At 45.8% G+C, this 25,793-nt stretch carries 25 protein-coding genes and 1 tRNA gene; 2 read left to right on the top strand and 24 right to left on the bottom strand.

The features are described 5' to 3' along the window. From IID12_04035 to IID12_04025, 3 genes are all read right to left on the bottom strand, one after another. On the bottom strand, positions 1–556 hold a 556-nt coding region (locus tag IID12_04035), incomplete at its 3' end, for a DNA polymerase IV (GenBank protein ID MCH8288259.1). 272 nt (positions 557–828) lie between these two features. Next, entirely contained in the window at positions 829–2,034 is a 1,206-nt protein-coding gene (locus IID12_04030; protein ID MCH8288258.1) for a PD40 domain-containing protein, read from the bottom strand. A 50-nt stretch (positions 2,035–2,084) separates the two neighbouring features. Further along, positions 2,085–2,157, bottom strand: a tRNA-Gly gene (locus tag IID12_04025). Positions 2,158–2,467: 310 nt separating this feature from the next. Here IID12_04025 and IID12_04020 point away from each other — a divergent pair. Beyond that, positions 2,468–4,948 carry an adenosylcobalamin-dependent ribonucleoside-diphosphate reductase gene (locus tag IID12_04020; protein MCH8288257.1) on the top strand — a complete coding sequence of 827 codons (2,481 nt, stop codon included), beginning with the start codon at positions 2,468–2,470 and terminating at the stop codon, positions 4,946–4,948. A gap of 38 nt (positions 4,949–4,986) precedes the next feature. After that, positions 4,987–5,952 (top strand): DNA-3-methyladenine glycosylase 2, encoded by a 966-nt coding sequence (locus IID12_04015; GenBank protein ID MCH8288256.1) that lies wholly within the window; start codon positions 4,987–4,989, stop codon positions 5,950–5,952. On the opposite strand, the gene frr is transcribed toward IID12_04015, so the two are convergent. The 21 genes from frr to dusB all read right to left on the bottom strand — a co-directional run bounded on the left by frr (position 5,949) and on the right by dusB (position 25,688). Next, entirely contained in the window at positions 5,949–6,506 is a 558-nt protein-coding gene (gene frr / locus IID12_04010; protein ID MCH8288255.1) for a ribosome recycling factor, read from the bottom strand. The genes IID12_04015 and frr overlap by 4 nt on opposite strands. Further along, the gene (locus IID12_04005) at positions 6,499–7,227 is read right to left on the bottom strand and encodes a UMP kinase (GenBank protein MCH8288254.1); all 729 of its coding nucleotides are present in this window, start codon (positions 7,225–7,227) and stop codon (positions 6,499–6,501) included. Before IID12_04005 ends, frr begins: the two co-directional genes overlap by 8 nt. Positions 7,228–7,422: 195 nt before the next feature. Next, positions 7,423–8,028 carry a translation elongation factor Ts gene (tsf, locus tag IID12_04000; protein MCH8288253.1) on the bottom strand — a complete coding sequence of 202 codons (606 nt, stop codon included), beginning with the start codon at positions 8,026–8,028 and terminating at the stop codon, positions 7,423–7,425. 3 nt (positions 8,029–8,031) lie between these two features. Further along, entirely contained in the window at positions 8,032–8,766 is a 735-nt protein-coding gene (gene rpsB, locus IID12_03995) for a 30S ribosomal protein S2 (GenBank protein ID MCH8288252.1), read from the bottom strand. A gap of 14 nt (positions 8,767–8,780) precedes the next feature. Next, the gene (gene rpsI, locus IID12_03990; protein MCH8288251.1) at positions 8,781–9,173 is read right to left on the bottom strand and encodes a 30S ribosomal protein S9; all 393 of its coding nucleotides are present in this window, start codon (positions 9,171–9,173) and stop codon (positions 8,781–8,783) included. A 6-nt stretch (positions 9,174–9,179) separates the two neighbouring features. Next, the gene (gene rplM / locus IID12_03985) at positions 9,180–9,608 is read right to left on the bottom strand and encodes a 50S ribosomal protein L13 (protein ID MCH8288250.1); all 429 of its coding nucleotides are present in this window, start codon (positions 9,606–9,608) and stop codon (positions 9,180–9,182) included. Positions 9,609–10,092: 484 nt separating this feature from the next. Further along, entirely contained in the window at positions 10,093–10,260 is a 168-nt protein-coding gene (locus IID12_03980) for a hypothetical protein (GenBank protein MCH8288249.1), read from the bottom strand. 40 nt (positions 10,261–10,300) lie between these two features. Further along, entirely contained in the window at positions 10,301–11,494 is a 1,194-nt protein-coding gene (locus IID12_03975; GenBank protein ID MCH8288248.1) for a hypothetical protein, read from the bottom strand. A 418-nt stretch (positions 11,495–11,912) separates the two neighbouring features. Continuing rightward, a complete protein-coding gene (locus IID12_03970; GenBank protein ID MCH8288247.1) occupies positions 11,913–12,332 on the bottom strand; it encodes a DUF1722 domain-containing protein in 420 nt (139 codons plus the stop codon). 234 nt (positions 12,333–12,566) lie between these two features. Further along, a complete protein-coding gene (locus IID12_03965; GenBank protein ID MCH8288246.1) occupies positions 12,567–13,982 on the bottom strand; it encodes a sodium:solute symporter in 1,416 nt (471 codons plus the stop codon). Between the two features lie 38 nt (positions 13,983–14,020). After that, on the bottom strand, positions 14,021–15,121 hold the full coding sequence (locus IID12_03960; protein MCH8288245.1) for a hypothetical protein: 1,101 nt from the start codon (positions 15,119–15,121) through the stop codon (positions 14,021–14,023). A gap of 154 nt (positions 15,122–15,275) precedes the next feature. Further along, on the bottom strand, positions 15,276–15,680 hold the full coding sequence (locus IID12_03955) for a hypothetical protein (GenBank protein ID MCH8288244.1): 405 nt from the start codon (positions 15,678–15,680) through the stop codon (positions 15,276–15,278). Between the two features lies 1 nt (position 15,681). Beyond that, positions 15,682–16,932: an aminopeptidase P family protein gene (locus tag IID12_03950; GenBank protein MCH8288243.1), complete on the bottom strand. Its 1,251-nt coding sequence runs from the start codon at positions 16,930–16,932 to the stop codon at positions 15,682–15,684. A gap of 3 nt (positions 16,933–16,935) precedes the next feature. Further along, positions 16,936–17,661 carry a VRR-NUC domain-containing protein gene (locus IID12_03945; GenBank protein ID MCH8288242.1) on the bottom strand — a complete coding sequence of 242 codons (726 nt, stop codon included), beginning with the start codon at positions 17,659–17,661 and terminating at the stop codon, positions 16,936–16,938. After that, positions 17,658–18,587, bottom strand: coding sequence for a DUF72 domain-containing protein (locus tag IID12_03940; protein MCH8288241.1), 930 nt, complete (start codon positions 18,585–18,587; stop codon positions 17,658–17,660). Before IID12_03940 ends, IID12_03945 begins: the two co-directional genes overlap by 4 nt. A 95-nt stretch (positions 18,588–18,682) precedes the next feature. Further along, positions 18,683–19,552: a succinate--CoA ligase subunit alpha gene (gene sucD / locus IID12_03935; GenBank protein MCH8288240.1), complete on the bottom strand. Its 870-nt coding sequence runs from the start codon at positions 19,550–19,552 to the stop codon at positions 18,683–18,685. Between the two features lie 7 nt (positions 19,553–19,559). Then, entirely contained in the window at positions 19,560–20,723 is a 1,164-nt protein-coding gene (gene sucC / locus IID12_03930) for an ADP-forming succinate--CoA ligase subunit beta (protein MCH8288239.1), read from the bottom strand. Further along, complete coding sequence (gene arcC / locus IID12_03925; GenBank protein MCH8288238.1) at positions 20,720–21,661, bottom strand: carbamate kinase; 942 nt, start codon at positions 21,659–21,661, stop codon at positions 20,720–20,722. The genes sucC and arcC overlap by 4 nt, the downstream gene beginning before the upstream one ends. An 8-nt stretch (positions 21,662–21,669) precedes the next feature. Next, the gene (locus tag IID12_03920; protein MCH8288237.1) at positions 21,670–22,983 is read right to left on the bottom strand and encodes a GTPase; all 1,314 of its coding nucleotides are present in this window, start codon (positions 22,981–22,983) and stop codon (positions 21,670–21,672) included. A 122-nt stretch (positions 22,984–23,105) separates the two neighbouring features. Continuing rightward, the gene (gene pruA, locus IID12_03915; protein MCH8288236.1) at positions 23,106–24,656 is read right to left on the bottom strand and encodes an L-glutamate gamma-semialdehyde dehydrogenase; all 1,551 of its coding nucleotides are present in this window, start codon (positions 24,654–24,656) and stop codon (positions 23,106–23,108) included. Between the two features lie 15 nt (positions 24,657–24,671). Further along, on the bottom strand, positions 24,672–25,688 hold the full coding sequence (gene dusB / locus IID12_03910) for a tRNA dihydrouridine synthase DusB (protein MCH8288235.1): 1,017 nt from the start codon (positions 25,686–25,688) through the stop codon (positions 24,672–24,674). Between the last annotated feature and the right edge of the window lie 105 nt (positions 25,689–25,793).

Here is a 25,793-nt window from a genome sequence, read left to right as displayed (position 1 = left end):
GAAGCAGATACGTATGGGAAGGACTTATAACGGACGCCTCTTCACCGCTTCCCAACTCCCGTATGGTCAGCGGCTTAGCGGCACGGGAGGCTATCTGACTGGTAAGTTTATTGCTCGCCACGCCTATAGCTGTGCCGAGGCTCAGCCGCTCTCTGATTTCTTTCTGTATCTTCATGGCAGTATCGACCGGAGGACCGAAAAGACGGCGCGTGCCGGAAAGATCAAGATAAGAATTGCCCCAGCGGTGGGGTTCCACAAACGGCGTAAAGTCAGCGTAAATATCCCACAGCGCCTTTGAGGCACGGCGGTAGAGTCTGCCGTTAGGCGGAAGAAGAACAGCGGAGGGCGACAACCGCACCGCCTGCCGGAGGGGCATGCCGGGAAAAACTCCGTCAGAACGCACCTCGTCAGAGAGTGCGATAACAAGATTCCGGGCGGAATTGACCGGAGCGATCATAACCGGTTTTCCGGCAAGGGATCGGTCAGCGATCCTTTCTACCGCTACCGGAAATGATGGTATCTGAACTGCTGAAATCTGTCTTTCTTTTGTTCCCATGCATACTCTTTTTGTTCACCTTTAATATAGCACGTCGAAGAACGGTTGTCAAGTAACTGGACTTCCCCTGTTATGATAAACAGATACAGTTGCCAGACAGTTTCCCCTTTCGTAGCCCAGCCATAAATGGCTGGGCTATCTAATGTAACTCATATACATTGGCTATCTACCTGTTATTTATCAAGTTGCTATAGAATCAATTACTGTTTTGGGGAAGTCCAGTCAAGTAGAGGTTACGAGTGAAATCTGTTTCAGAGTCGAACGGCGGTAACTTAATAAAACCTGTTGATTCCCTTTAGGCGAAAAATGTCACGATTGCCATCCCGGAAAGAAGAAAAGAGTATCTCATCCTCGGAGTTATGAAAGGACACAAAATCTTCATCGGACGAGTGGCTCGTCATCTGCACCGCCGACCCGTCTGAGAAACGATAAAGCCAGATATCGTCATTTCCAACCCGGTCTGAAGTGAAAGCCAGATAATCGCCGTTGGGAGAGTAAACAGGATTCGTTTCGTTTGAGTTCCAACCTATTAAAAGTTCGGGGTCTCCCCCACCGACCGGAACCTTCCAGATATCGAAGGTACCGCCGAAGTTCGAGTGAAAGACTATCTCATCTCCCGCAGGTGAAAATGAGGGATTGCCGTCAGAACCGATTCTCTGAACTAAGGGAGAAGAAAGCGTATCGGTCAGGTCAAGCAGCCAGATGTCCGATTCGCCTTCATTATCTCTTTCATAAGCAATAAACCTCCCGTCGGGGCTGCCGGAAGGGAAAAACAGATCAACCGAATCATCTGTAAGCTGTGTGAAATTCATAGAATCAACATCTGTAAGTCGAAGTTGGTATCTTCCGGTTGCGTTTGAAGAATAAATGACCCTGTTGCCATTCGACCAGAAAAACGGCATGATATCCGAGGAGGGGTTTTGAGTAAGGTTAACAGCCTCCTCAGTTATAGGTCCCGGAGGTTCTAATCCGTCATCAGGGCTGTCGTCAAGAAACGGGTTCAGTAATGAAAAAATCTCCATATTTCCCGTCCGCAGACTTTGAATGACTATACGGACCGAGTCGGAGGTGTAAACCGGCACTGTGTTGAATATCTCAACGCTGCCTCCTTTGCTTGTAATCCTTGATATGCTGAGCATGTCAACCGAAAATGACGACGTGTCTGAAAATATACCCTCTTTCCCCCACCATCTCACTATGATCGAATAGACTCCCTCGTCTTCAAACAACGAACTGTCCCTGAAATCAAAAACGACGGCTTCCTTTTTCCCCTCAAACGTTGACCGGATTACGCCGACTATATCAAACAGGGTGCTGTCAACTTTGAATTCGTTTGATATATCAACAGAAACATTCGCTTCTCCCGAAACCTTAAATCCGTCCACAGGATATAGAATCTGTATGGAAGGTTGTATCTCCTCGCTTTCAAGTGGATCATCTCCGGAACAGCCGGGATATAACAAAAATGCCGATAGCAATATCGGCATCCTCACAATCAAACATTTGCTCGAATATTCCATTATACTTGAGCGGCTGACGGGGGTCGAACCCGCGACATCTAGCTTGGGAAGCTAACGCTCTACCAGCTGAGCTACAGCCGCATCACCGGTTGTTAACAATTAAAATATAGGTTCACAGCATTGAAAATCAATTATTAATTGGTTTCAGAGCCGTATTATTTGAAGTTCATAACAAGTTATCAACAGTTTATTCACACAATTTGTACCAAAATGTTAATAGATACCACTATATATTGTATTTTTTGCTTGACTCTCCCTGACTACTGTAATATATTAAAACTCGGTGGGTGAGGCTGTTTACGCCTCAAATTATTTACTCGGAAAAGTATTATTAGTTAGGTTACATACAGTGAATATACCTGTATTCATTTCTTCGAAGAAGGAAGCGCGAATGAGCACAAACATTTCTCTCGATTTTCAAGAGTCAACCACTAAAAAGTCACCTGTCAACGAAATAAATGAAAATATAGGTGCGTCAAAAATTATCCCGGACAGCGAACCGGACGTTGATAATCTTTCCACCGAACCGAAGGATTTAAACCTTAGCTATCTTCTTACCGAAGAAGAGCTTCAACTCTTAAAGGAAAAGTTCTATTCACATCCAGACGGCGGCTCGGAACTCGCCAAAGCCATGGACACAAACGCGTATTACAGTGATAATGATCTTGCTGCGGATGTATTGCGAAACAAATATCTTGCTCCGAACGAAAAAGGACCGCTTCATTTATGGCACAGAGTTGCGAAGTCTGTTGCATCGGTAGAAAAAAACAAAGAGGAATGGTATGAGAAATTCTTTTCGGTATTGAAAGATTTCCGATTTATCCCCGGAGGCAGGGTTATGCATGCCGCCGGTCGTGAAGATGCCCGCAGGAGACCGACGCTGTCCAATTGTTACGTCATACCCATTCAGGAAGACAGTCTCGAAGGAATTTATCAGTGTCTTCATGATTCCGCGATGGTATACAGAACGGGGGGCGGGGTAGGGACAGACCTTTCATCACTTCGTCCAAAAGGAGCCGTGGTAAATGCCACCGTCGATTCGTCTCCCGGTGTCACGGCGTTCATGAACCTATTCAGCGAATCCACGAATACGGTCTCTCAAGCTGGAAGACGGGGCGCCCTCATGCTTACGCTCAGGGTCGACCATCCGGATATTGAAGATTTTATAACTATAAAGAACGACACCTCACGCCACATTGTGAAACATGCCAATGTAAGCGTACTTATCACACACGAATTTATGGAGGCTGTCCTCGAAGAAAAAGATTTTGATTTGAGATGGGGCGGTAAGATTTATAGAACGCTGCCCGCTAAGGAACTTTGGGACAAAATAATCAAAAACGCTCATGCTTCTGCCGAACCGGGAATAATATTTTGGGACACGATGAGGGAGTATCACAACAATGAGTATATAACCCCATTGTCCAGCACAAATCCTTGCGGCGAACAACCCCTGCCTCCATTTACCGCTTGTAATCTCGGTAATATTAATCTATCTGCCCTCGTTAACGAAAACGGGGAATTCGACTACGCCGAATTGAAAAACGTGACAGCCATTACCACCCGATTTTTGGACGACGTAATCTCATACAACTACCCGAACCACGCCCTCGAAGAGATTAAAGAAGCGGTGAATGATGACAGGCGGGTTGGGCTTGGGATTACCGCTCTCGGTGACGCTCTTATCAAGATGGGAATAAAATACGATACGGATGAAGCCCTGAAAGAAGTGGACAAGATAATGAAAACGATTCGTGACACCGCGTACGAAGTCTCAGTAGAACTCGCAACCGAAAAAGGCGCATATCCGCAATTCGATTGGGAAGGATACTCTAAAAGTAAGTTCGTTAAGAATCTTCCTCGTTCTCTTAAAAGTAAAATTAAGGAAAACGGTATCCGCAACTGCACATTGATAACCGTTCCTCCTGTTGGCACCGGATCGATAGTCGCCGAAACGAGCTCGGGAGTAGAGCCGATCTACCAGATCAGCTATGAACGAAGGGTTAAAAAACCAGATGGACACTCTTTCAGTACTTACAAAGTATATCATCCGCTTATTAAACAACTTTTTAATGGAGAGGATAAACTACCCGAATGGATCGTTACAGCATATGATATCGACCCATATTTCAGGGTTGAAATGCAGAGTGTTATCCAGAAATATACCGACAGCAGTATCTCATCGACGGTTAATCTACCTGAAGATACACCCGTCGAGACAATCGCAGACATATACGTAAAGGCGTATAAAGCGGGACTAAAAGGTATCACGGTTTACAGGGAAGGAAGTCGCGAGGGAATATTAAAATCCATACCTCTTCCGAGCGAGGAAACAAAACCCGAAGAAAAAGAACTGAATCCGAGGTATCGGCCTTTAACTACACGGGGTATGACGGAACGAGTCAGAACAGGCGAAGGAAACCTCTATATCACCATTAACGAGGATGAAAAGGGTCTTTGTGAAGTATTCACCACTATTGGAAAAGCCGGAGGGAACGCTCAGGCGCAGTCAGAGGCTGTCAGCCGTCTAATTTCACTGGCGCTCCGCTCCGGAATTAACCCCAACGAAGTAGTTAAGCAATTGAAGGGTATAAGCGGGCCGTCTCCTGTTTGGCAGAATGGTGAGGTTATTCTCTCCACCCCTGACGCAATAGGCAAAGCGATTGAAAAATATATTTCAATTTCGAATGCAGCAGAAAACGTCAACGGAGATTCAACCGGATTCACATTTTATGAGGATAATTCGGACGATACCGTCCCATTAAACGTCAAGGGAAGAGGATATACGCTTTGTCAGGAGTGCGGTTCCACAATGACTCATGAAAACGGCTGCTTAATTTGTAAACATTGCGGCTATTCCAAGTGTTCTTAAATCTTATTCGTTCGTTCGTTTAAGAAAAACAGGCGAGCATGTCGATCCCTATCTCAAGTGAACAGCTGAACCACACTGCAGACTATACACGGAAAGAGCGCTCAAACCAATATAGTGTAAAACAGAGTAATGTGTCCGTCATTGAGTCGACCGAGCCCCTAAGCCTGGATAAAACGCTGGCGAGCGGTCAAACATTCCGGTGGACGAAGACGGAAGATAACGGATGGATGGGTTTTATAGAAGGGGACAGGTTTTTATTACGGCAGCTCAATTCCGCAGATTCATCTCTTCGGTTGGAGTGTAGGACATCTGTATCTGTTGACGTTAAATCGAAGATCAGAAATTATTTCAATCTCGATGATAAATACGAAGAGATGGTTAACAGCCTCAACGCAGATTCACTGGTCATTTCTGCGGTCTCAGCCAATAAAGGACTGAGGCTTCTCTCTCAAGAACCCTGGGAGACGTTGATTTCATTCATTCTTTCTTCCGCGAGCAATATCCCGCGGATTAAGGGGAATATTGCCCGCCTCTGTGATGCCTATGGAGCGCTCAAAACAGATGTGTTCGGTGAATATCACGGCTTCCCCGTTCCCGAAACGCTTGCTCAGGCTACGACAGGTGATTTCGAGCGGCTGGGATTCGGATACAGGGCAGGATACGTATGGAAGACAGCCCTGCGGATTGCCGAAGACTCTCAATTCCTTCCGGGCTTACGAGCTTTGCCTTATGAGGATGCCAAGAGAGAACTTTGTACGCTTCACGGAGTAGGCGAAAAGATAGCCGATTGTGTACTACTATTTTCATTGGGCTTTACGGAATCTTTTCCGGTGGACACATGGATTAAGAAGATTATCAGTGAAAATTACTTCGACGGTAGGTCTTTATCGGCAAAAAAAATAGCCGAATTCGGCAGGGAAAGATTTGGGAAGTATGCGGGATATGTTCAGCAGTGTCTGTTCGAATTCGTCCGCAACGGAACTTCTGAGGCTGCCGCCGATTAGTCCTCCATAATTTCTTTTTCTTTCAGCTCCATCGTTTCGTCAATCAGTTTAATATATTTGTCAGTGTCTTCCTGAATGTTTCCGTGGGCGATTTTAAGATCATCGTCTGAGATATGTCCCTCATCCTTCAGCATGTCTATATGCTGGTTTGCGTCCCTGCGGATATTTCTGACAGCGACCCTGCCTTCTTCCGACATTTGATGAATTATCTTGACCAGCTCTTTTCTTCTTTCTTCAGTCAGCTGGGGAATGGGAATACGTATGATATTTCCGTCGTTAGCGGTTGTTAAGCCGAGGTTTGACGTGTTAATTGCCTTTTCTATATCTCCGATAGCGTTTTTATCATACGGTTGAATGGTAAGAAGTCTCGGTTCGGGTGCGCTGATGCCGGCTAACTGCATTAGCGGCGTGGGGGTTCCGTAATAATCTACCTTGATGTTGTCGAGTAGCGCCGGTGATGCTCTGCCTGTTCGTACTCCTGCGAAGTGATGTTTCGTTGCGTCAAATGATTTGACCATTCTGTCTAATGTGTCTTTATAAATATCATCAAGCATTTCGAACTCCCGTTACTTTAGTGCCAATATTTTCGCCTGAAAGGAGTTTTTTTAGATTTCCCGATACCTTCATGTTGTAAACGGCAATGGGCAAATCATTCTCCATACAAAGGCTGACAGCGGTACTATCCATAATTCTAAGATTTTTTTCTAATACATCCATGTATGTCAATTGTTCGATGTGTTTTGCATTCTTATCTTTTTCCGGATCACGGTCAAAAATTCCGTCAACTTTTGTACCTTTAATTATGATATCAGCGCCAATCTCTATCGCTCTCAGCGCCGCAGCCGTATCAGTCGTAAAATAGGGACTTCCGGTTCCGGCGGAAAATATCGTCAGTATTCCCCTTTCAAGGTGCCGCATGGCGCGCCGCCGGATATACGGCTCGGCAATCTCATCCATTTTGATCGCCGTAAGTACCCTCGTCTCAACGTGCTGCTTTTCGAGCGCATCCTGCAGAGCGAGTGAGTTGATTATCGTTGCCAGCATCCCCATATGATCGCCGGCTGCGCGTTCGATCTCGGATTCATCATCATTTAATCCTCTGAATATATTTCCGCCGCCTATGACCAGACCGATTTCGACGCCGGTTTTTTTTGCTTCGGAAATCTCGGAGGCTAATGACTTTATAGTTTTGGAATCAATACCAAACCCCTTCTTTCCGGCTAATACTTCACCGCTGAATTTGAGTACTATTCTTTTATATATAGAGTTAGACATGTGTTTGAATTTATTTCCTCTTAAATATATGAAATTGCCGAGCTAAATGCAAAAGTACGTTTATAGTTATCATTCATTTCAATCCATTAAGTGCGCATCATTGACAGATCCGGCTCATTGGTATTTTAAATACAAAAAAATGCCGGTGAGAGATTCCGACATTAAATTCTTTCTCTGATATAGTTAAATTGTGTATCAGCTTTGTGAGTTATCTCCTAATTGAAAGCGCATAAATCTCCTGACGTTGATATTTTCACCGAGGATGCTTATAGATTCTTTAATGAGATCTGATACCGTCTTGCTCGGATCCTTGATGTAAGCCTGCTCTATCAGGCATACCTGCTGGTACCATTTTTCTATCTTACCCTCTATGATCTTCTCTACAATATTCTCCGGCTTTCCCTCAAGGTCTTTGCTTTCGGAATAGATTTCCCTCTCCTTGAGTGTCAGTTCTTCAGGGATATCGTCCCGCGTCACCGAGATCGGATTAGATGCGGCGATCTGCAATGAAAGTTCCTTTGCTAACTTAAGAAAATCATCTGTCATTGCCACAAAATCCGTCTCACAGTTCAATTCGAGCAGTACGCCGAGTTTATTACCGGGATGGATATACGATAGGACCGCTCCTTCTTCCGCTGCTCTACCCGACTTCTTTTCCGCCTTGGCTATCCCCTGCTTCCGAAGGTAATCGAAAGCTGCGCCTACATCTCCATTGGATTCTTTCAGGGCGTTACGGCAATCAAGGATACCTGCGCCTGTTTTATCTCTCAATTCTTTCACTAATCCGGCGCTGATTTCCATTTATTACTTCTCTTCCACCTCAGCTACCTCGACCGTTTCAGCTTCCAATTTATCTCTACGGCGCTCTAATGCGTTAATAACGCTATCAGTAAGTTTTTGTATAATAATTGATATGGTTCTGAGCGAATCATCATTGGCGGGAATTACATGATCGATATTAGATGGATCGGTGTCTGTATCAACCAGTGCGATTATCGGAATTTCGAGCTTATTCGCTTCTTTGACCGCCGTCTCCTCATGCTTTGCATCGACTATGACGACAATGTCCGGAAGGCGCTTCATCGCCTTAATTCCCCGGAAAACGTTATCGAGCTTTACCCTTTCTCTTTCCAGCGTCAGGACCTCTTTTTTATTAAGTCCTTCGTACATCGAAGCAGCCTCTTCTTCAAATTTCTCCAGCTTTTTGATGCTCCGCCGTATCGTTGCAAAATTTGTGAGCGTCCCGCCCAACCACCGTTCCGTCACATAGTACATTCCGCATCTTTCAGCTTCAGCGCGGATAAGTCCTTTTGCCTGCTTTTTGGTTCCGACGAAAATTACCGTACCACCATCCTCAACCGCTTGAGAGATCATATTGACGGCATCTTCCAGCTGGGATTTTGTTTTATTCAGATCGATCAGATGTATGGAGTTTTTCTCCATGAAAATGTAAGGCTCCATTTTCGGATGCCATTTGCGTGTTAGATGCCCGAAGTGTGCGCCGGTATCTAACAGCTTCTGTATACTGATATCTTCCAAAAATCCTTCTCGAACTATCTCTTTGAGAATTGATAAGCCCGACGCGCACCGCGCAAGCCGGGTTTCTTTCTTTCAACCATACGTGGATCACGAGTGAGAAAACCGGCTAATTTAAGAGTCGGCCTGAGCTCCTGGTCCATCTTGATAAGTGCTCTTGAAATTCCGAGTCTGATGGCGCCGGCCTGAGAGCTGAGACCACCCCCCTTTACGGTTGCAATTACATCGTATTTCGACTTCGATTCTATCAGATTAAACGGTTGGCTGATGATGAATTGAAGTGATTTTCTCGGGAAATAATCATCAATTTTACGTTTATTTATATTAAATTTTCCTTTACCCGGCTTCACCCACACCCTTGCAATAGCTTTTTTTCTTCTTCCTGTTCCGTAATATTCGTTCTTAACCATAAACTACTAAACTTTCAGCTCTGTCGGCTGCTGTGCCCCGTGTGGATGCTCCGTTCCTGCGTAGACTTTTAATTTTCTAAATAACTTTCTGCCGAGTTTATTTTTGGGAAGCATCCCTTTCACTGCAAGTTCGAGAACTCGTTCCGGAGTTGATTGTATCATGGACTTAAAGGTAGTGCTCTTAAGACCCCCCGGATATCCTGTGTGGCGATTATATACCTTCGATTCAAATTTATTCCCGGAAACCTTTATTTTTTCGGCATTCACTATTATAATAAAATCACCGTTGTCAACATGATATGCGAAATTCGGTTTATGTTTTCCCATCAAAATATGCGATACCTTCGACGCTACCCTTCCGAGTATCTTATCCTGAGCGTCGACAATAAACCATTGATGGCTTATATCATCTTTTGTCGGACTAAACGTTTTCATTTCCTTATTTCTTTCTCAATTAAACTCTCGTGCAGTCGCAAAACATATATTTCCCCCTTCCTATTGTCAAGGCTTATTTTGAGGATATGCCGCTAGCTCAGGGATCAGTCGACTGACTGGCGAGGAGTCCGGCGGGCAAACGGCGGTGAAGCGGCCAAATCAATAAGACCTTACTGACACAGAATTGTCTGAATTGTTAGCCCGGCCGTTTACGGCTGGGATATAAGGGATAAAATAAAAATAAAGGGCGTTCACGCCCTTATCATTCATCTGTCTAAAACGCCGTGAACGGCGTGAAGTCGTTTAGATCAACTACAAATCCCAGTCCGTCAGCTGCCGGGCTGGGCTAAATAGAATTACTTAGATAGAAAACTCCCGCCAACGGCGCTTGCTCTAACCAGCACATGCTTGTCATTGCCCGTCAGTCTGCCGGACGACGAAACAATCTCGGTTTTACTACTTTTCCACATGATAAATTTTATCTTCATGCTTCGACTCCCCGCCTGACGTTCGTCGGACAGGCGCTCGGCATGACAAAGATTGAGATTGCCACGACCTGATGAATCAGGTCTCGCAATGACGCTATTATTGCGTGCGAGTCGGGGCTCGCCCCGACCGCACAAATAAATTCTGATAGGCGTGACTGCTGCATATTTTATGGATATCGGCATAAATAGCGTAAAAAATAACTGTCACTTTCCATCTATCGATATGCTTAAGGAGTTAAGTGATACATCAGTTACATCGATCATCATGTCATCAATTATTATCCCATCAATCTCCTGAGCAATCTTCTCCGCAGTAGAACGAGCCTGAACTTCCAGCTCTGCGATATTCCCGCCGTAATTCATGGTCCGAATATTGACAAAGCCGCGAATGAGATATCTCAGACTGTTCTTTAGACTCAGAAATTGAGCATATCCTCTGATATTGTTCACAGTCAGATTAATCGTCCTGCCCGCATTGACCTCCGTGCTCCATCTGTTAATGATATCTTGCATAAGAGCGCCGCTTACCTTAGTTACCGCTTTCCTGACAGCGCGCCTTACTCCTGTTTTTATGTTGCTGTGGGGATAATCAGCATGTGCCGTCGCTTCGGTAATCAGGACACCGTTATCGGTCATTATAGCATTCAGCTTTATCGTCACCCGAATAGAGTTTATTCGGCTGCGTCCTTTCTTTGTCGGGTTAGCTACTATTATTTCGGCGCTCCCTATAATAGCTACGTCGGCGCCATATTCACCGGCAAGCGAAATGACCGCGCTGAAATGCCTGTCACCTACAATCAAAGATCTGTTTCTGTACGGAGCAATATCTGATGAGGCCACATCTACAATATCAAACCCGAATTTTGTGAATTCTTCCCCTAAGATGCGCTCCACTTCTGAGAGTTCATCTCTCACCGCCTTCACGCTGTCATCCGAATTGACAATTATAAACAAGCTCGGTTTTCCTAACCGGTAAAGCAATAGCCCAATGACGTCAAGATCGCGTTCTAATTTATCGGTATCTATGATCGCTTCGATTTTTACAGAATAAATATCTTCTTTTATCATTTCAGTTTGGATAATTTCGTATTTTTTTATGTATTCCAGCGTATTCGAAAAAATGTTATTCTCTAAGAGTTGATAATTTTGGGAGATCAACTCCGGCGCCGACATTAACTCAAGAATATTTTCTATCGCATTATTGAGAGCATCATAAACAGCATTTTTCTTGGCAATATCATACCTTTTTTCTATAACCATCCCGGTTCCTGCGGCAGTTATCACTCTGACATCCTCGTCGGAGGAGATTCGGTTTGTTGAAGATTTTTTCCCTGATCCGGAACCGGCAAATGAAGAATAGATCCCCCGGGCATGAAGAAGAGCAGAATTACCGGGCATATCTCTCTGACTACTCTCTCCGAATGGAGCGGATAAGAAAAAAATGGTTGTTACGGCACCGATAATCAGTACTTGAAAATTCTTCATGGGATAATTTTTAATGATTTTATTTTTATCGCCCAGCTGCCTCTCATTTCTATTTTACGAAGCGGTGATTCCTGTACATGAGAGGGAAATATAACTAAAATTTAGTTATTTAGCGAAAGGAAGTTTAGCAAACTTGGTCAGGAGTCTATTGCGGAATGAAATAACCCCCGGAGTGGCGCTAATTCCATGCAGCCGGGTAAACATGGAACCACTCCGCACACTCCCGGGGCGTTTCCTTTTAGCTTAGACTGTTATTGAAAAGAAAATGTAATGTCTATTACAAAAAATCCGGTGACAAGATCACCGGATTATCTGATTATCAGTTAATTTCCTATATTTCTGAAGAACTTATCCCGTCGAAATAGCTCGATTCGAGAAGATTATCCACATCGTACTTTAGAATAAGTTTATGGAATTCACTCTTAATATCTGAAAAGTCTCCCGCGTCGCCGTCAAGATTTTCAAGAAGTCCGAAAATCCTCTTTTTTTCGTTTCTGCTGACGACATTCTTAAGATGCCCCCAGATGTAATAAGCTGTGTTTCTTCTGGAGAGCGGCTCCGGGTCACCTGAAAAAAGTTTTTCTGTTTCTTCTACATAAATTTTAACCATCTCATCTTCCGGAGTATCTGATTTTATCAGATTTTTTAGCTTATCATGAACTTCAAAGGAGTATTCCATTATCTGAAAACGATCTTTGAACCAACATTCAAGGACGTCAAGTTTATTTGTTATCTTTTTTGTATTACTCATTTTTATTCCTCAATTACTCTGTTATAGTTTTTCGGACCGCTTTCGGTCAGAACTGCTTTCCGACTTGTCGTTTAACTCAACTAATTACTTTTTCACCTTGATGAGGTTGACTTCCTATTGCATCAGCCGGCAAGGTGTCCCCCTGATTAAATCACCTTTAGACTGACGGAAAATTAACGTTTAAAAACATTGTTGTCAATAGTTAATCTGATTTCTTAGCGATAAAATTAAAATTCAGCTCATAACAGCAGCCGAAACCAGCAATAACAGCATGGTGCCAAAAGCTGCGATCAATGCGTACGGAAGTTGGGTTTTAACATGCTCTATGTGGTCAGATGCCGATGCAAGGCTCGAAATAATTGTGGTGTCAGAAATCGGTGAACAGTGGTCGCCGAATACTCCGCCTCCCAAAACGGCTGCAATCGAGAGGGGCAGTATTCCGCCGACTTCGGATATCAGCGGGACAGCGATGGGAATCATTATCGCAAACGTACCCCAGGACGTCCCGGTCGAGAATGCCATCGCACCCGAAACTATAAACAGAATCAAAGGAATGAAAACCGGACTGAGCCAGGGACCGACCATACCTGCAATATATTCTCCCGTTCCCATCTTAGTTGTAAGATTTCCAATCGCAAATGCCAGCAACATCAAAATTGCCATCGGCATAAGTGATCTTGCTCCGGTTACAAACCGTTCACTCAGATGCTGGAGACTCATTATTCCCTGAACTCTATACATTACCGCCGCTACGATAACGGCGGTCGACACAGCCATCAGTACCGAGATCGATCCCGTTCCTCTCATAATATTACCATTTCCGGTAACGAACAAAACTATCAGCATCATCCCGATCATTACGCCAATCGGAAGCAGCATATTTATTGAACGGAATTTTGCGCCTTCGACCGGTCTTACCGCCCCTATTTCGGAAATAACCCCGGATATATTCTCTGAACCGGATTGATTCGAGTCGAGAGCTCTCAACTCGGCTTCTTTCATCTTCCCTATATCTCTCTGAGTAAATATTGTGATAACTACAAGGGCTAATGCGAGTATCGCATAAAAATTCAGAGGAACGGCCTTTACGAAGACGCCTACAGGATATTCGATACCCTGTTCTGCCAATAGACCGATTACAAAAGCCCCCCATGCATTCAGCGGTATCAGGACACAGACCGGTGCGGCAGTGCTGTCGACAATATAAGCGAGCTTTTCCCTTGATATTTTGTGTTTATCGAATACGGGTCTGCATACGGTTCCGGTAACAAGAATTGAAATGTTTGTTTCTATAAAAATTATCATGCCGGTCGACCATGCGAGAAACCCTGCCGCCCTGCGCGAGTTGACGAATCTTCTTCTTCCAAGCCATGCGATAAATCCCTCCACCCCTCCGGAACTCTGAATATAGGTTATCAGGACTCCCATAAGAACGCTGAAAAGTATTACACTCGAGTTTGACGGGCTTTGAAATACTTCCAACAATGCCTCAAGCGTATCGGCGAATCCTACGAACGGATTCCAGTCAGAGAGAATCGAGTAGCCGACAAAAATCCCGAAAAATAGAGCCAGATAGACCTGCCGTGTCCACACCGCAAGAACGATCGCGACGATCGGAGGTAGGAGTGAGAATATTCCTATCTCTGTCATTGACTGTGTTTTTCGTCTGTAAAAGGATTCATTTTAAACTATCCTCCGTCCTGTTCAAGGCTGTACGGTTCTTTTATATAGGATTTTGCAAGTCGCACAGCTGACGTGTAATTATCCAGCTTCACCGCCTTTTTATAAAACTCCTTTGCGCTCTTGCGGTCTCCGATTTGATCATATGCCATTCCTGTGCTCAAATATATATATCCGAGTTTGAATTTGAATTCGAGAGTGTACTCTTCCGCTAATCCCCTTAAAAGCTCAAGCGCTTCTCTCGGTTTTCCTTCCTTTCGTAATCTTTCTCCATTGAAATAATCGACCCGGGTTTTCATTTCTCGTTGATATTTATCAGGCAGTCCCGCCGCTAATTTCGGTATCAATTCTATGTGAATCTTTGCTTCTTCGAGCTTTCCGGTCATCAATAGAATATCAGCGTACTTTCCGCGGAAGTATGGACTTCTGTCAAATTCCTCGACGAGACCGGTTGCGAGATCGTAGGCTTTGGAATACTCTTCTTCAATATAAGCATATACAAACATCAGGAAATTTCTTGCTTCTATAGAAGCGTAGTTGCCTTTTTCAGCAACCAATTGAAGTTCCCGCAGCGCTTCTTCCCGGCTCGATTTCAATCCCGCCATGTATGCGAGGCTCTTGATAACAGGGTTGGAAATAGCTATAAAATAATGAAATACGCCTAATCCGATCAATGGATCGATCATTGTAGGATCCATCCTCATAGCCTCTCTGATTATGGTAAATCCCGCTTGCGAGTCGTAAAACGTATCTATCCAGTCGTTTTTCGAAAGCGCTATCCTGGCTTTCATTCCCATTGCCGCTCCGAAGTAAACCATGCTGAGGGCATCTTCGGGATATTTCTTCAGCCGCATTTCAGCAACGCTGATAACTTCATCAAGCTTCCTGCTCATCTCGCCCCACACCTGACTATCATCTTCGATCATCCTTTGAGTGAACCAATCCAGTACGACCAGATAAAAATATCCTGAAGGAAGATCTGAATTTATCCTTTTAAACTCTTCGAATGAGGCTCTTGATTCCTCAAATTGAAAGTTATACATCTGTCGAATCCCCCGTATCGCTATCTCTTCGGATACGGGAAGATATTCGGCTTTGATCTCAATCACCTGGGAATGGACCATTCCCTGCGCGAATATAATGAGAAATATCGTAATAAATGTTTTCAAATTCTGACGAATATATCCCCGCCGTATGACTATTACAAGAGTTGAGTTTCAGATGAATTTATCAATGCAGACGTTAAAACTATCGGGATTTTATCTACTGACGCAAGACCTTTCTAACGACCAATCGAGTCCCGTATTCCTCATCGTTGAACGAGAGGGTTTTGTTATCCACAAGGTCCGTCTTTAAAACGCCTTCCATCATTTCGTCCCAGAAGACGTTACCCCCCTTTTTCAAGGCTACGCTTTTCTTTTGTATTACAGCCCATACCGCTCCATCCGGCTTGATCGCCCGCCTAAGTCTCTGAAACAATTGTTCGTACTCTACCTTTTGCATGATTCTTATTATGATCATGTCGACCGGAATACCCAGAATCCTCTTTTGCAAAGTCACGGTAGAGGGGAATTCGAGGCTCAACCGCCTGAAGAGTTCACTCTCCTCATCCAATACGACAACAGTTTGGCTCTCTTTGATGCCTAATTTTGTCACAAACTCGGACAAATCATCCTGCTTTCAACGAAGCTGCCTGTTTGGTAAATAATTCGGAGCCGTTTTCGGTTATCAGCATAATATCTTCGAGCCTTACACCGAGTTCACCGCGTATGTATATTCCGGGTTCGTTACTAAAAGTCATGCCCGGGGCTAACTTCAGATTATTGCCCTTCACAAGATAAGGGTACTCATGTCCGCTCATCCCTATCCCGTGTCCAAGCCGGTGTGTAAAGACCGTATAACCTTTTCCATATCCCGCTTTTTCGATCACCCTTCGGGCGGCACTGTCAACGTCCCCGGCTGTCACACCCGGTTTCGCCGTTTGCAGCGCTTTTGACTGGGCTTCCCGTACAGTTTCAAATGCTTCAATTTGCCGTTTTCCCGGATCACCAAATGCCAGAGTTCTCGTTATATCCGATTGATATCCGTGGATGGAAGTTCCGGTGTCTATGAGAACTAATTGACCCGGAGTTAACGTTTCCTGATTTTTGGTACCGTGGGGATATGCTGCATTGGGACCGAATAGGACAAGAGCCCATCCTCTCAAGCCGAGCTCCGCGTACTCAGCGGATATTATTCCGCTTAGTTCTCCCTCTGTCATACCCGATTTGGTTCGTTTAAAGGCGCTTTTAATTACTTCAAGTGTTACTTTATTTATATACCGCAATAGCTCTATCTCATGGGCTGTTTTGATGCCCCGGCATCCGTTTATTATAGGGTCGGCCGACACGATGTCGGTGTTTGGCGCTTTCGCCTTTATCCCTTCGAAAACGAAATAACGAACGGTCGATTCAAAACCTATTTTCCCACTACCGATCTTCCTTTCTTTTAAGAATTCCGCTATCAATCCGTATGGCGATTCATCCTCTTCCCATCTTCTGATATCCGCACCGGAACCTATTCTCTCCTCTGCCCTATCACTCTCGAACGCAGGACACACCCACATCGCCCGACCGTCCGCAGGCAGTACCCAGGCAAACGTCCGCTCTGAGCGATTCCAGCTCACCCCCGTGAAATATTTAAGTGAGGTGCCTCCGGTCAGGAGGATCGCTGAAATTCCGTTCTCATGCATAAGCGTCTTTGCCTTCTCCTGCCTCGTCTTGTATTCACGCCGACTCACGGGCGCCGGAGCGTCCGATAGGTTAAACGATTTTATCGGCGCGGAGAATGTGACTGCCGGTTTGCGCATGACACCCATGCTTGCCGCGGCTAAAGCGAGTCCGCTCGATTTGATGAATTCTCTTCTGAGAGGTGGAACCATCTTTTATTCTCCCGGTCTGTTTTTAATCAAACGCTGGTAGCTTTCTTCAATTTTCTTTCCTGCAAATAGCTTATGAACCCGGGACTCAAATTCTAAAGTTGAATTTAGATTATACCCGTCAAAACCGGTGAGAGAGCGCTTAGCCGAGGCAAACGCATCAACCGGATTGGGATGATCCGTGTCTTTTATATATTTGAGCATCTGTTCTTCTATAGTGCTGATAATATACTGATCCCTGGTCATCTGTTTTCCAATATATTTCGGTTTCACTCGAATCAGATATGCATTGATGCCGCTGTTCATTAATCCTTCGAGCCAGTTTGTCTGTTCGTCCGAGAGCGAATCGGAAACCTTAACCTCTACAAAATGAATATTTTCTCCTTCTGTTACCAGAAGGTCGGGAGCGCCTTTTCGGCTCGTGGAATCGATGAGCTCCTTTATTGTTTCTAACTTATCGGAATCAAACGACCGGAGCAGTTCAACAAGTTTATTTGCCCGTTTCTCCCGGCTATTCTTTATACCTCCGAAAGCCTCTTTCCAGATTCTATACGGCGTCCGAAGTCCGCTGACCCCTGATTCAGAGCTTAAATATTCTAATACCGCATCCTCTACATCAGGATAATATTCAGTTCCGACAAACCATTCCGACCATCCCTTATCAGGATTCAATTTTCTATCCAATCTGATTTTTCGCACTTCGATGTCATTTGAACTTTGTGCCGTATTCATTCTATGTGACCTCGAATCATTGCGTCAATCGCTTCGATTGTGCCGGGAGCATTTCCCTCCGCTCTGTTATTAACGATCGCATACGCTTGTTTCTTCAGATTAATTGCCTCGATCGCGAGCTGCGCAACGTCTTCCCTCATACTCCGAATCGGCTTTTTGACTTCCTTATAAGGGAAGAAACTGTCGACCGCCTGCTTATATGCAAGGCCGAGCGGAGTCAATATCCGGGCGACGATATGATCTGCGGTGATACTCCCGGAAAGAGAGCGCTGCTCACCGATCGAAGGCATGTGAGTCCAGTGGTTAAAAACATGGCTCACATTGTGAGACCGGAGCATATCGAAGTATTCAGGCGTCAGGATCTCCCTGTTACGAACCTCGACAGAATAGCGAAAATCTGCAGGAAGTAGTTTTAAGAATCTATCGAGGTTCTCCGTGAAAATCTCTCCTGAACTCTTCTCTTCTGCTTGATCATCCCCTTTTACGCTTTGCGGGTACTGCGTTTGGAACTGGAAAATAAATGGTCCCGTATGCCCTGCGAATGAGCGTTCATATTGAGGAAGAACAGCGTCTTTGAACAGATCGGCGTTCAAATAATCCGGATTCGGTTCTCCGGCGAGTTTGCCATACCGCTTGTTTTTAGAGTACTTCAGTATCGTTATCCTTTCCCAGACTTTACTTAGGCATTCAAACCCCTCGGGTAACTGTGAGGCGTATTTCTTCAATATGTCATCGCCTGCAGGACCGTAAAACGTGTGGTCTATGCCGACGGTGCTGAAATAAGGATATTCCGCGTATTCCCCTAAGCAGGTCTGCTTAAAGTTTTTCTTTGTATAGGGGCGGTTGTAAACAGTGCCCATCCAGCCCTCGTACGTCCATGTGGACGTACCGAATTTCACGTGATTTTTGTAATCGGATTCAGTCATTATATTGTTATGAATAAATATAATGTTAGAAACACATCAGGGGCAAACAGGGGGCAGCTATCGGAACAGAATCACTAAACTACAAACTGAATATCTCAACTCATTACTTGTTTCACCGTGGAACCGATCTCCGCGGGGCTGTCGCACACATGAATGCCGGCTTCTTTTAAGGCGGAAATCTTCTCCTCCGCGGTGCCGCGTCCTCCGGCGATAATGGCTCCTGCGTGACCCATGCGCTTACCCGGCGGAGCCGTCCGTCCGGCTATAAATCCGATGACGGGTTTGGACATACTTTCTTTTACGAACTCGGCCGCTTCCTCTTCATCCGAGCCTCCTATTTCCCCGATCATGACCACAGCGTCCGTCTTCTCATCTTCCTCAAACAATTTTAGAAGGTCTTTAAACGTGGAACCGATGATGGGGTCTCCGCCTATGCCTAAACATGTCGACTGTCCGAATCCGAGTTTGGTCAGCTGATCTACGGCTTCATAAGTTAGTGTACCGCTCCGGCTTATCACCCCTATCTTTCCCGGTTCGGCTATAAAACCGGGCATTATGCCTATTTTAGTTTCACCGGGTGTTATCAAACCGGGACAATTCGGTCCCACCAGGCTCGTCTTTCGGTCTTTCAAATATTGATGCACGCTTATCATATCGAGTGTAGGAATTCCTTCTGTAATGCATATAACAAGGGCGATTCCTGTATCTGCCGCTTCCATTATCGCGTCTGCTGCGAACGGCGGAGGCACGAATATAACCGATGCATCGGCGCCCTCTTCCCTCACAGCATCCTCAACCGTATCATAAACGGGTACACCCTCCATATCGCTGCCTCCCTTTCCGGGCGTAACACCGGCAACGATATTCGTTCCGTATTCCATCATCTGCTTTGTATGGAAGGATCCTTCGCTGCCTGTGATACCCTGAACGACCAGCCGCGTGTTCTTATCTGCAAGAATACTCAACCCGCTCTCACTCCCCGTTCGCCAGTTCAACAACCTTTTGGGCGCCTTGAAGAAAACTTTCCGCTACGTTTATCTCTATCGGCGACCGAGCTAATATCTCGGCGCCCTCTGCCGCATTCGTACCCTCTAACCGCACAACCAGCGGAACCGCTATCTCTACGTTTTTCGCTGCTTCCACTACACCCTTTGCGACCACATCGCAGCGCACAATACCGCCGAATATATTTATGAGCACCGCCTTTATATCCGGATCGCTCATCAGTATCTTAAATCCGTTTTCGACCGTCTCCACGCTCGCAGCACCGCCGACGTCGAGAAAGTTCGCAGGTTCACCGCCGGAGAGCTTGATGATATCCATGGTCGCCATGGCGAGTCCGGCTCCGTTCACCATGCAGCCGATGTTTCCATCGAGTTTTATGTAATTCAAACCGTATTTCGATGCTTCGACCTCAAATTGATCTTCTTCCGAAACGTCCCTCAATTCGAGAATATCTTTCTGCCTGAAGAGCGCGTTGTCATCAAAATTCATCTTTGCATCCAGAGCGATAACCCTGTCGTCAGCAGTTATGATCAGGGGATTTATCTCCGCAAGCGAAGCGTCACTTGTGATATATGCTTTTAGCAGCTTCCCGAAAAACTTTGTCGCTTCCTTCAGAGAGTTTCCCGTCAATCCCAATCCGAATGCTAATTTCCGTAATTGAAACGGCTGGACTCCAACCGCCGGATCGATCCGTTCTTTAAGGATAGCATCCGGGTTTTCGGCGGCGACCTTTTCAATTTCCACACCTCCCTCTTTGCTCGCCATCATCACAAGTTTTCCCGAAACCCTGTCAAGGACGATACCGAAATACAGCTCCTGTTCGATCTCCATCCTCTCTTCGATGAGAACAATATTTACTTCTTTGCCTTCGGGTCCCGTCTGGTGCGTGACAAGCTGCATTCCGAGGATTTCGGACGCATACTTTTCCGCCTCATCTTCATTGGAGGCAAGTTTCACGCCACCCCCCTTTCCTCTTCCCCCCGCGTGAATTTGAGCCTTCACAACGACTGAACCGCCTAACTCGTGCGCTGCCTTTCTTGCCTCTTCAGGCGTCGATGCCACTGCGCCTCGTGGCACAGGCACTTCGAATGTTTTTAATATTTCCTTCGCCTGATATTCATGAATTTTCAAATCGTTATTTCTGTCCCCTTTTTGCCCGATACAGCGCTCATAATTTCCTCAACCGAGCAGATAATGGCGCGGTCTCCGCCGTTTTCGACAAATTCGATTGCCGCTTCGACTTTAGGCCCCATAGATCCCGAGGGGAAATGACCGACTTCTAAGAATCTTTTAGCATCCTCCACCGATAATTTCCTGAGCAGCTCGCGCCCCTGTGTATCATAGTTCAGGTAAACGCCGTCCACCGCAGTAGCTAAGACAAGGATAGACGCATTGATTTCTTTTCCTAACAGCGAGGAAGCGAGGTCTTTGTCTATCACGGCATCCACGCCGTCGATATTGCCCTGCTTGTCCTTTTTAACCGGTATTCCTCCACCGCCGGCGGTTATAACCACCCTACCGCTCTCCACAAGATGCTCTATAACGTCCGCCTCGAGAATCTCCAACGGTGCGGGAGATGCCACGACACGCCGGTATTTCCCGTGCGAATTTTCGTTTAAAATCCAATTTCGTTCATTCCTGAACTTAATCGCTTCCCATTCATCATACTCCGGTCCTATCGGTTTAGTGGGCTTGTCGAATGCGTCATCCTCCGGGTCAACAAGCACCTGGGAGATCAGGGCTATAACCGATTTTTTCAGATTTACCGATTGCAGGGCGTTCATTAAACTTTGTTGGATCATATATCCCATTGTACCTTCGGTTTCCGCCACAAGGATTCCGAGAGGATTTACCGGCACTTTCTCGCTTGCCATCTCCGCCCTCAATAATGCTGCGCCTACCTGGGGTCCGTTTCCGTGTGTGATGACGACATTATACCCCTTTTCGATGCATTGAACGACACCCTTGAGACTTCTTCGCGTATTTTCGAACTGCTCTTCGATCGAACCAATTTGACCGGGCGCCGCTATGGCATTACCACCGAGTGCGATTATGATAAGCTCTGAGATTTCAGCGCTCATATACCGCTTAAAATCTCTTTGATATCGGGGGTACCGATCTCCTCAAGCTCATAACTGACACGGACTGAGGGTTTTTCAATGTTTATGATCTTGGTGAGGTCTATCGGTGTTCCGATAACTACTGAGTCACAGTCAACACTGTTTATCGTATCCTGCAGGTCTTTGATCTGCCCGTTTCCGTATCCCATCGCGGGCAGCAGTTTCCCGATATCCGGGTACTTGTCAAACGCTTCTTTGATGCTTCCGACCGCGTATGGTCTTGGGTCTATAAGTTCAGCGGCGCCGGACTCTTCGGCTGCGACAACCCCTGCGCCGTATTTCATGCCCCCGTGAGTCAGCGTAGGACCGTCCTCAACAACGAGAACCCTTTTACCCTTGATCAATTCGGGATTATCGACCGTTACCGGCGAATTTGCCTCGATCAGAATCACCCCGGGATTTACCGAGAGAATGTTGTTTCGAACCAGTTCGACATCAGCCCGCTCCGCAGTGTTGACTTTGTTTATGATAACCACGTCAGCCATTCGAGCGCACGTCGATCCCGGATAGTAAGTCAATTCATGACCGGCGCGGTGAGGATCGGCAACCGTGAACATAAAATCGGGTTTATAAAAAGGCATGTCGTTGTTGCCGCCGTCCCAAAGGATAACGTCAGCTTCCTTTTCCGCTGTTCTCAGGATAGCTTCGTAATCTACTCCTGCAAATACCACGTTCCCCCTTGAGATGTGGGGCTCGTATTCTTCGCGCTCCTCGATTGTAACCTGATGTTTTTCAAGATCGGCATATTCAGCAAACCTCTGAACCGCCTGGGATGCGAGATCACCGTAAGCCATTGGGTGCCTGATTACCGCCACCCGTTTGCCCATAGCTCCAAGTACCTCCGCTACCTTGCGGGTAGTCTGACTCTTTCCCGAGCCTGTTCGGACAGCGCAAACGGCTACAACAGGCTTGGACGATTTGACCATAGTCTGATCGGCGCCCATAGTCGAGAATTGAGCGCCTAAAGCATTGATCTTTGAAGAGAGTTCCATTACATACTGGTGTGAAACGTCGCTGTACGCGAAAATTACCTGATCGATATTCTCATCTTTGATTATTTTAGAGATTTCGGTTTCCGGATAAATCGGTATCCCATCGGGATAGAGCTCTCCTGAAAGTTCGGGTGGGTACCGACGTCCCTCGATATTAGGAATCTGTGTAGCGGTAAATGCAACTACTTCAAACTTTTCATCTCCTCTGAATACCGTATTAAAGTTATGAAAATCCCTGCCTGCCGCACCCATGATCACTGTTCTTATTCTGTCGGTCATATATCAAAGATTCCCTTCTTGCTCATAATAGAGAAATAGTTTCTGAACGTTAATTGTTTTATCGTAAACGGGGATTTATTCCCAATCACTGCTGTCTTCAACATTAGTGCCTGAAGAAATGCTTAAAGCTTTTCCGAGACTAATTTCGCCTGTTGAAATAATGACAGGTAGTCCGAACCTCCGGCTTTAGAATCAGTTCCGGACATATTGAATCCGCCAAAGGGATGAACGCCAACCAATGCGCCGGTACACTTTCTGTTAAAGTAAAGATTTCCGACGTGAAATTCTCGTGATGCCTTTTCCAGCTTTTCCCTGTTCTTCGAATAAACCGATCCTGTCAGCCCGTAAATAGTGTCATTTGCTATATCAAGCGCATCGTCGAAATCTTTTGCCTTGATTACCGAAAGCACAGGCCCGAATATTTCCTCCTGCGCTAAACGGGATTTACGATCCACGTCGTCAATTATCGTCGGAACATAATAATATCCGTTGCCGTCGCCCCTTTTTCCGCCCAATATGAGGTTCCCCTCCCCTTTTCCGACTTCCACGTACTCCTCGATCTTTTTAAGAGATGATTCGTTGATGACAGGTCCCATAAAAACTCCGTTTTCAGCCGGATCGCCCACTGTAAGTTCGGAAGCCTTATCAACTACCTTTTTCATCAGCTCTTCATGCACGTCTTCCACAACTATCAGCCGCGAACACGCAGAGCATTTTTGCCCACTATAGCCATAAGCGGATGCAACTACGCCCGCAGCCGCTTCTTCGATATCGGCTTCCGAATCAACGATAATTGCGTCCTTCCCGCCCATTTCCGCTACCACCCTCTTAATCCAGATCTGACCGTTTTGGAATTCCGCCGCTAATTTATTTATTCCCATACCCACTTCCATAGAACCGGTGAACGAGATGAACCGGGTTTTGGGATGCCGTACGAGTTTGTCTCCCGCCAAAGCGCCCGGTCCCGTTAAATAATTCAAAACTCCGGGCGGCAATCCGACTTCATTCATAATTTTAACGAGTTGGTATGCCGTAGCAGGAGCGTCCGATGATGGCTTCAATACGACGGTGTTCCCCGAAACGATAGCGGCAATTGCCATTCCGGAGGTGATTGCAAGAGGAAAGTTCCATGGTGGAATAATTACGCCAACTCCGAGGGGTATGTATTCAACGTACGGTTTTTCGCCCGGATAGGGTACTACCTCTTTTTTCCCGGAGTATCTGAGCGCTTCCTGACCGTAGAACTCGAGAAAATCTATAGTCTCCGCAACATCGCCATCAGCCTCCGCCCATGATTTTCCTACCTCGTAGACCATCCAGGAGCCGAGTTCCATTCTCCTTTCTCTCATAATATCAGCGGCGTTGAAAATATATTCCGCTCTTTTTTCAGCGGGTGTCCGGGACCAGGATTTAAAAGCCTCCGAAGCCGATTCGATAGCTCTCTCAGCTTCCTTTTCGCCTCCTTTTTGAAAATGTCCAATAATTTGATCGGTGTTCGCGGGATTTATCGACGAAAAAGTTTCGTCAGCCATGATTTCCTCTCCTCCTATCTGGAGATTGTAGGTTGCGCCGAGTTCACCTTTTACACTCTCGAGCGCCGTACGCATGGCGTTTTTGTTATCCTCATTCGAATAATCTATTAATTCTGTCGGTCGGTATTCTTCTCGTTTCAATTTCAAATCCTCTTGCTAATCCAAAGCTATTTCTTCGATTTCTCCCGGCTGCCAGCTGGAGTTGGTCTCCTGGCTAAGTACCAATGATTCATATTCACGGAGTTTTTCCCTGAATTCTGTCATCGTTTTAGTCCTTACCAATCCAGCAACAGCGTCGTCGTTTTGTACCATACCTGAGACAAACGGGGATATAACATTTTTCATATGATTGAGCACCAGAAATTCCCCTCTAAACTTCTCCTCGCTGTCGATGAATCTGTTTATCAGATCGAATTTCTCGTTGTCGTCGGGCTCAGGTAATAAAACACCTGTTTCAAGGTAGGTATCAACCTGCTCGAATATCCATGGTCTCCCGATAGCTGCTCTGCCTATCATTACATAATCGCACCCGGTTCGTTCAAAGCACGCTTTAGCCGCTACTGCACTGTCGATATCACCATTTCCTATGACCGTGATTGATACTGCATCCTTTACCTGTTTGATCACATCCCAATTTGCTTCACCCTTAAAGCTCTGTTCTCTGGTGCGGGGATGAACGCTTATTGCCGATATACCTGCCTCTTCAAACATCTGCGCCACTTCCACAGCGTTTATATGCTTATCGTCCCAGCCGCTCCTTATTTTAGCCGTCACCGGAATATCCACTGCATTAACGACAGCACGAACAATTGTTTCAAGGAGAACGATGTCTTTCAGAAGTGCTGAACCTGCGCCTTTTTTTGTTACTTTTTTTACCGGACAGCCGAAATTCAAATCAAGTACGTCGGGTTTCCACTTCATAACCTCGACAGCAGCGGATTCCATTGTAGCCGGATCGTCTCCATAAATTTGAATCCCGATGGGCCGCTCTACCTCTTCATACGGAAGATATCGTAATGTCGTTGACGCTCCTCTTGCGATACCCTGTGAGGATGCCATCTCCGAAAATACGAGGGCGACGCCATACTCCTTGCATAATTTACGAAAAGGGGAATCGGTGATTCCCGCCATCGGCGCCAAAATAGCTTTTCCCTTGAGCTTTAGCTTAGCCAAATTAATCTCCATATCTGTTTTCCCCCGAATTATACAGTCTAAATGATACTCCTCAGACTCATAATTTGCAAGTGATTTACTCAGCCGGGGGGGTTATCGATCGAT

It is taken from the genome of Candidatus Neomarinimicrobiota bacterium, assembly GCA_022567655.1.
GTDB lineage: Bacteria > Fidelibacterota > SORT01 > SORT01 > SORT01 > JADFGO01.
This window is presented reverse-complemented; position numbering and strand designations above follow the sequence as displayed.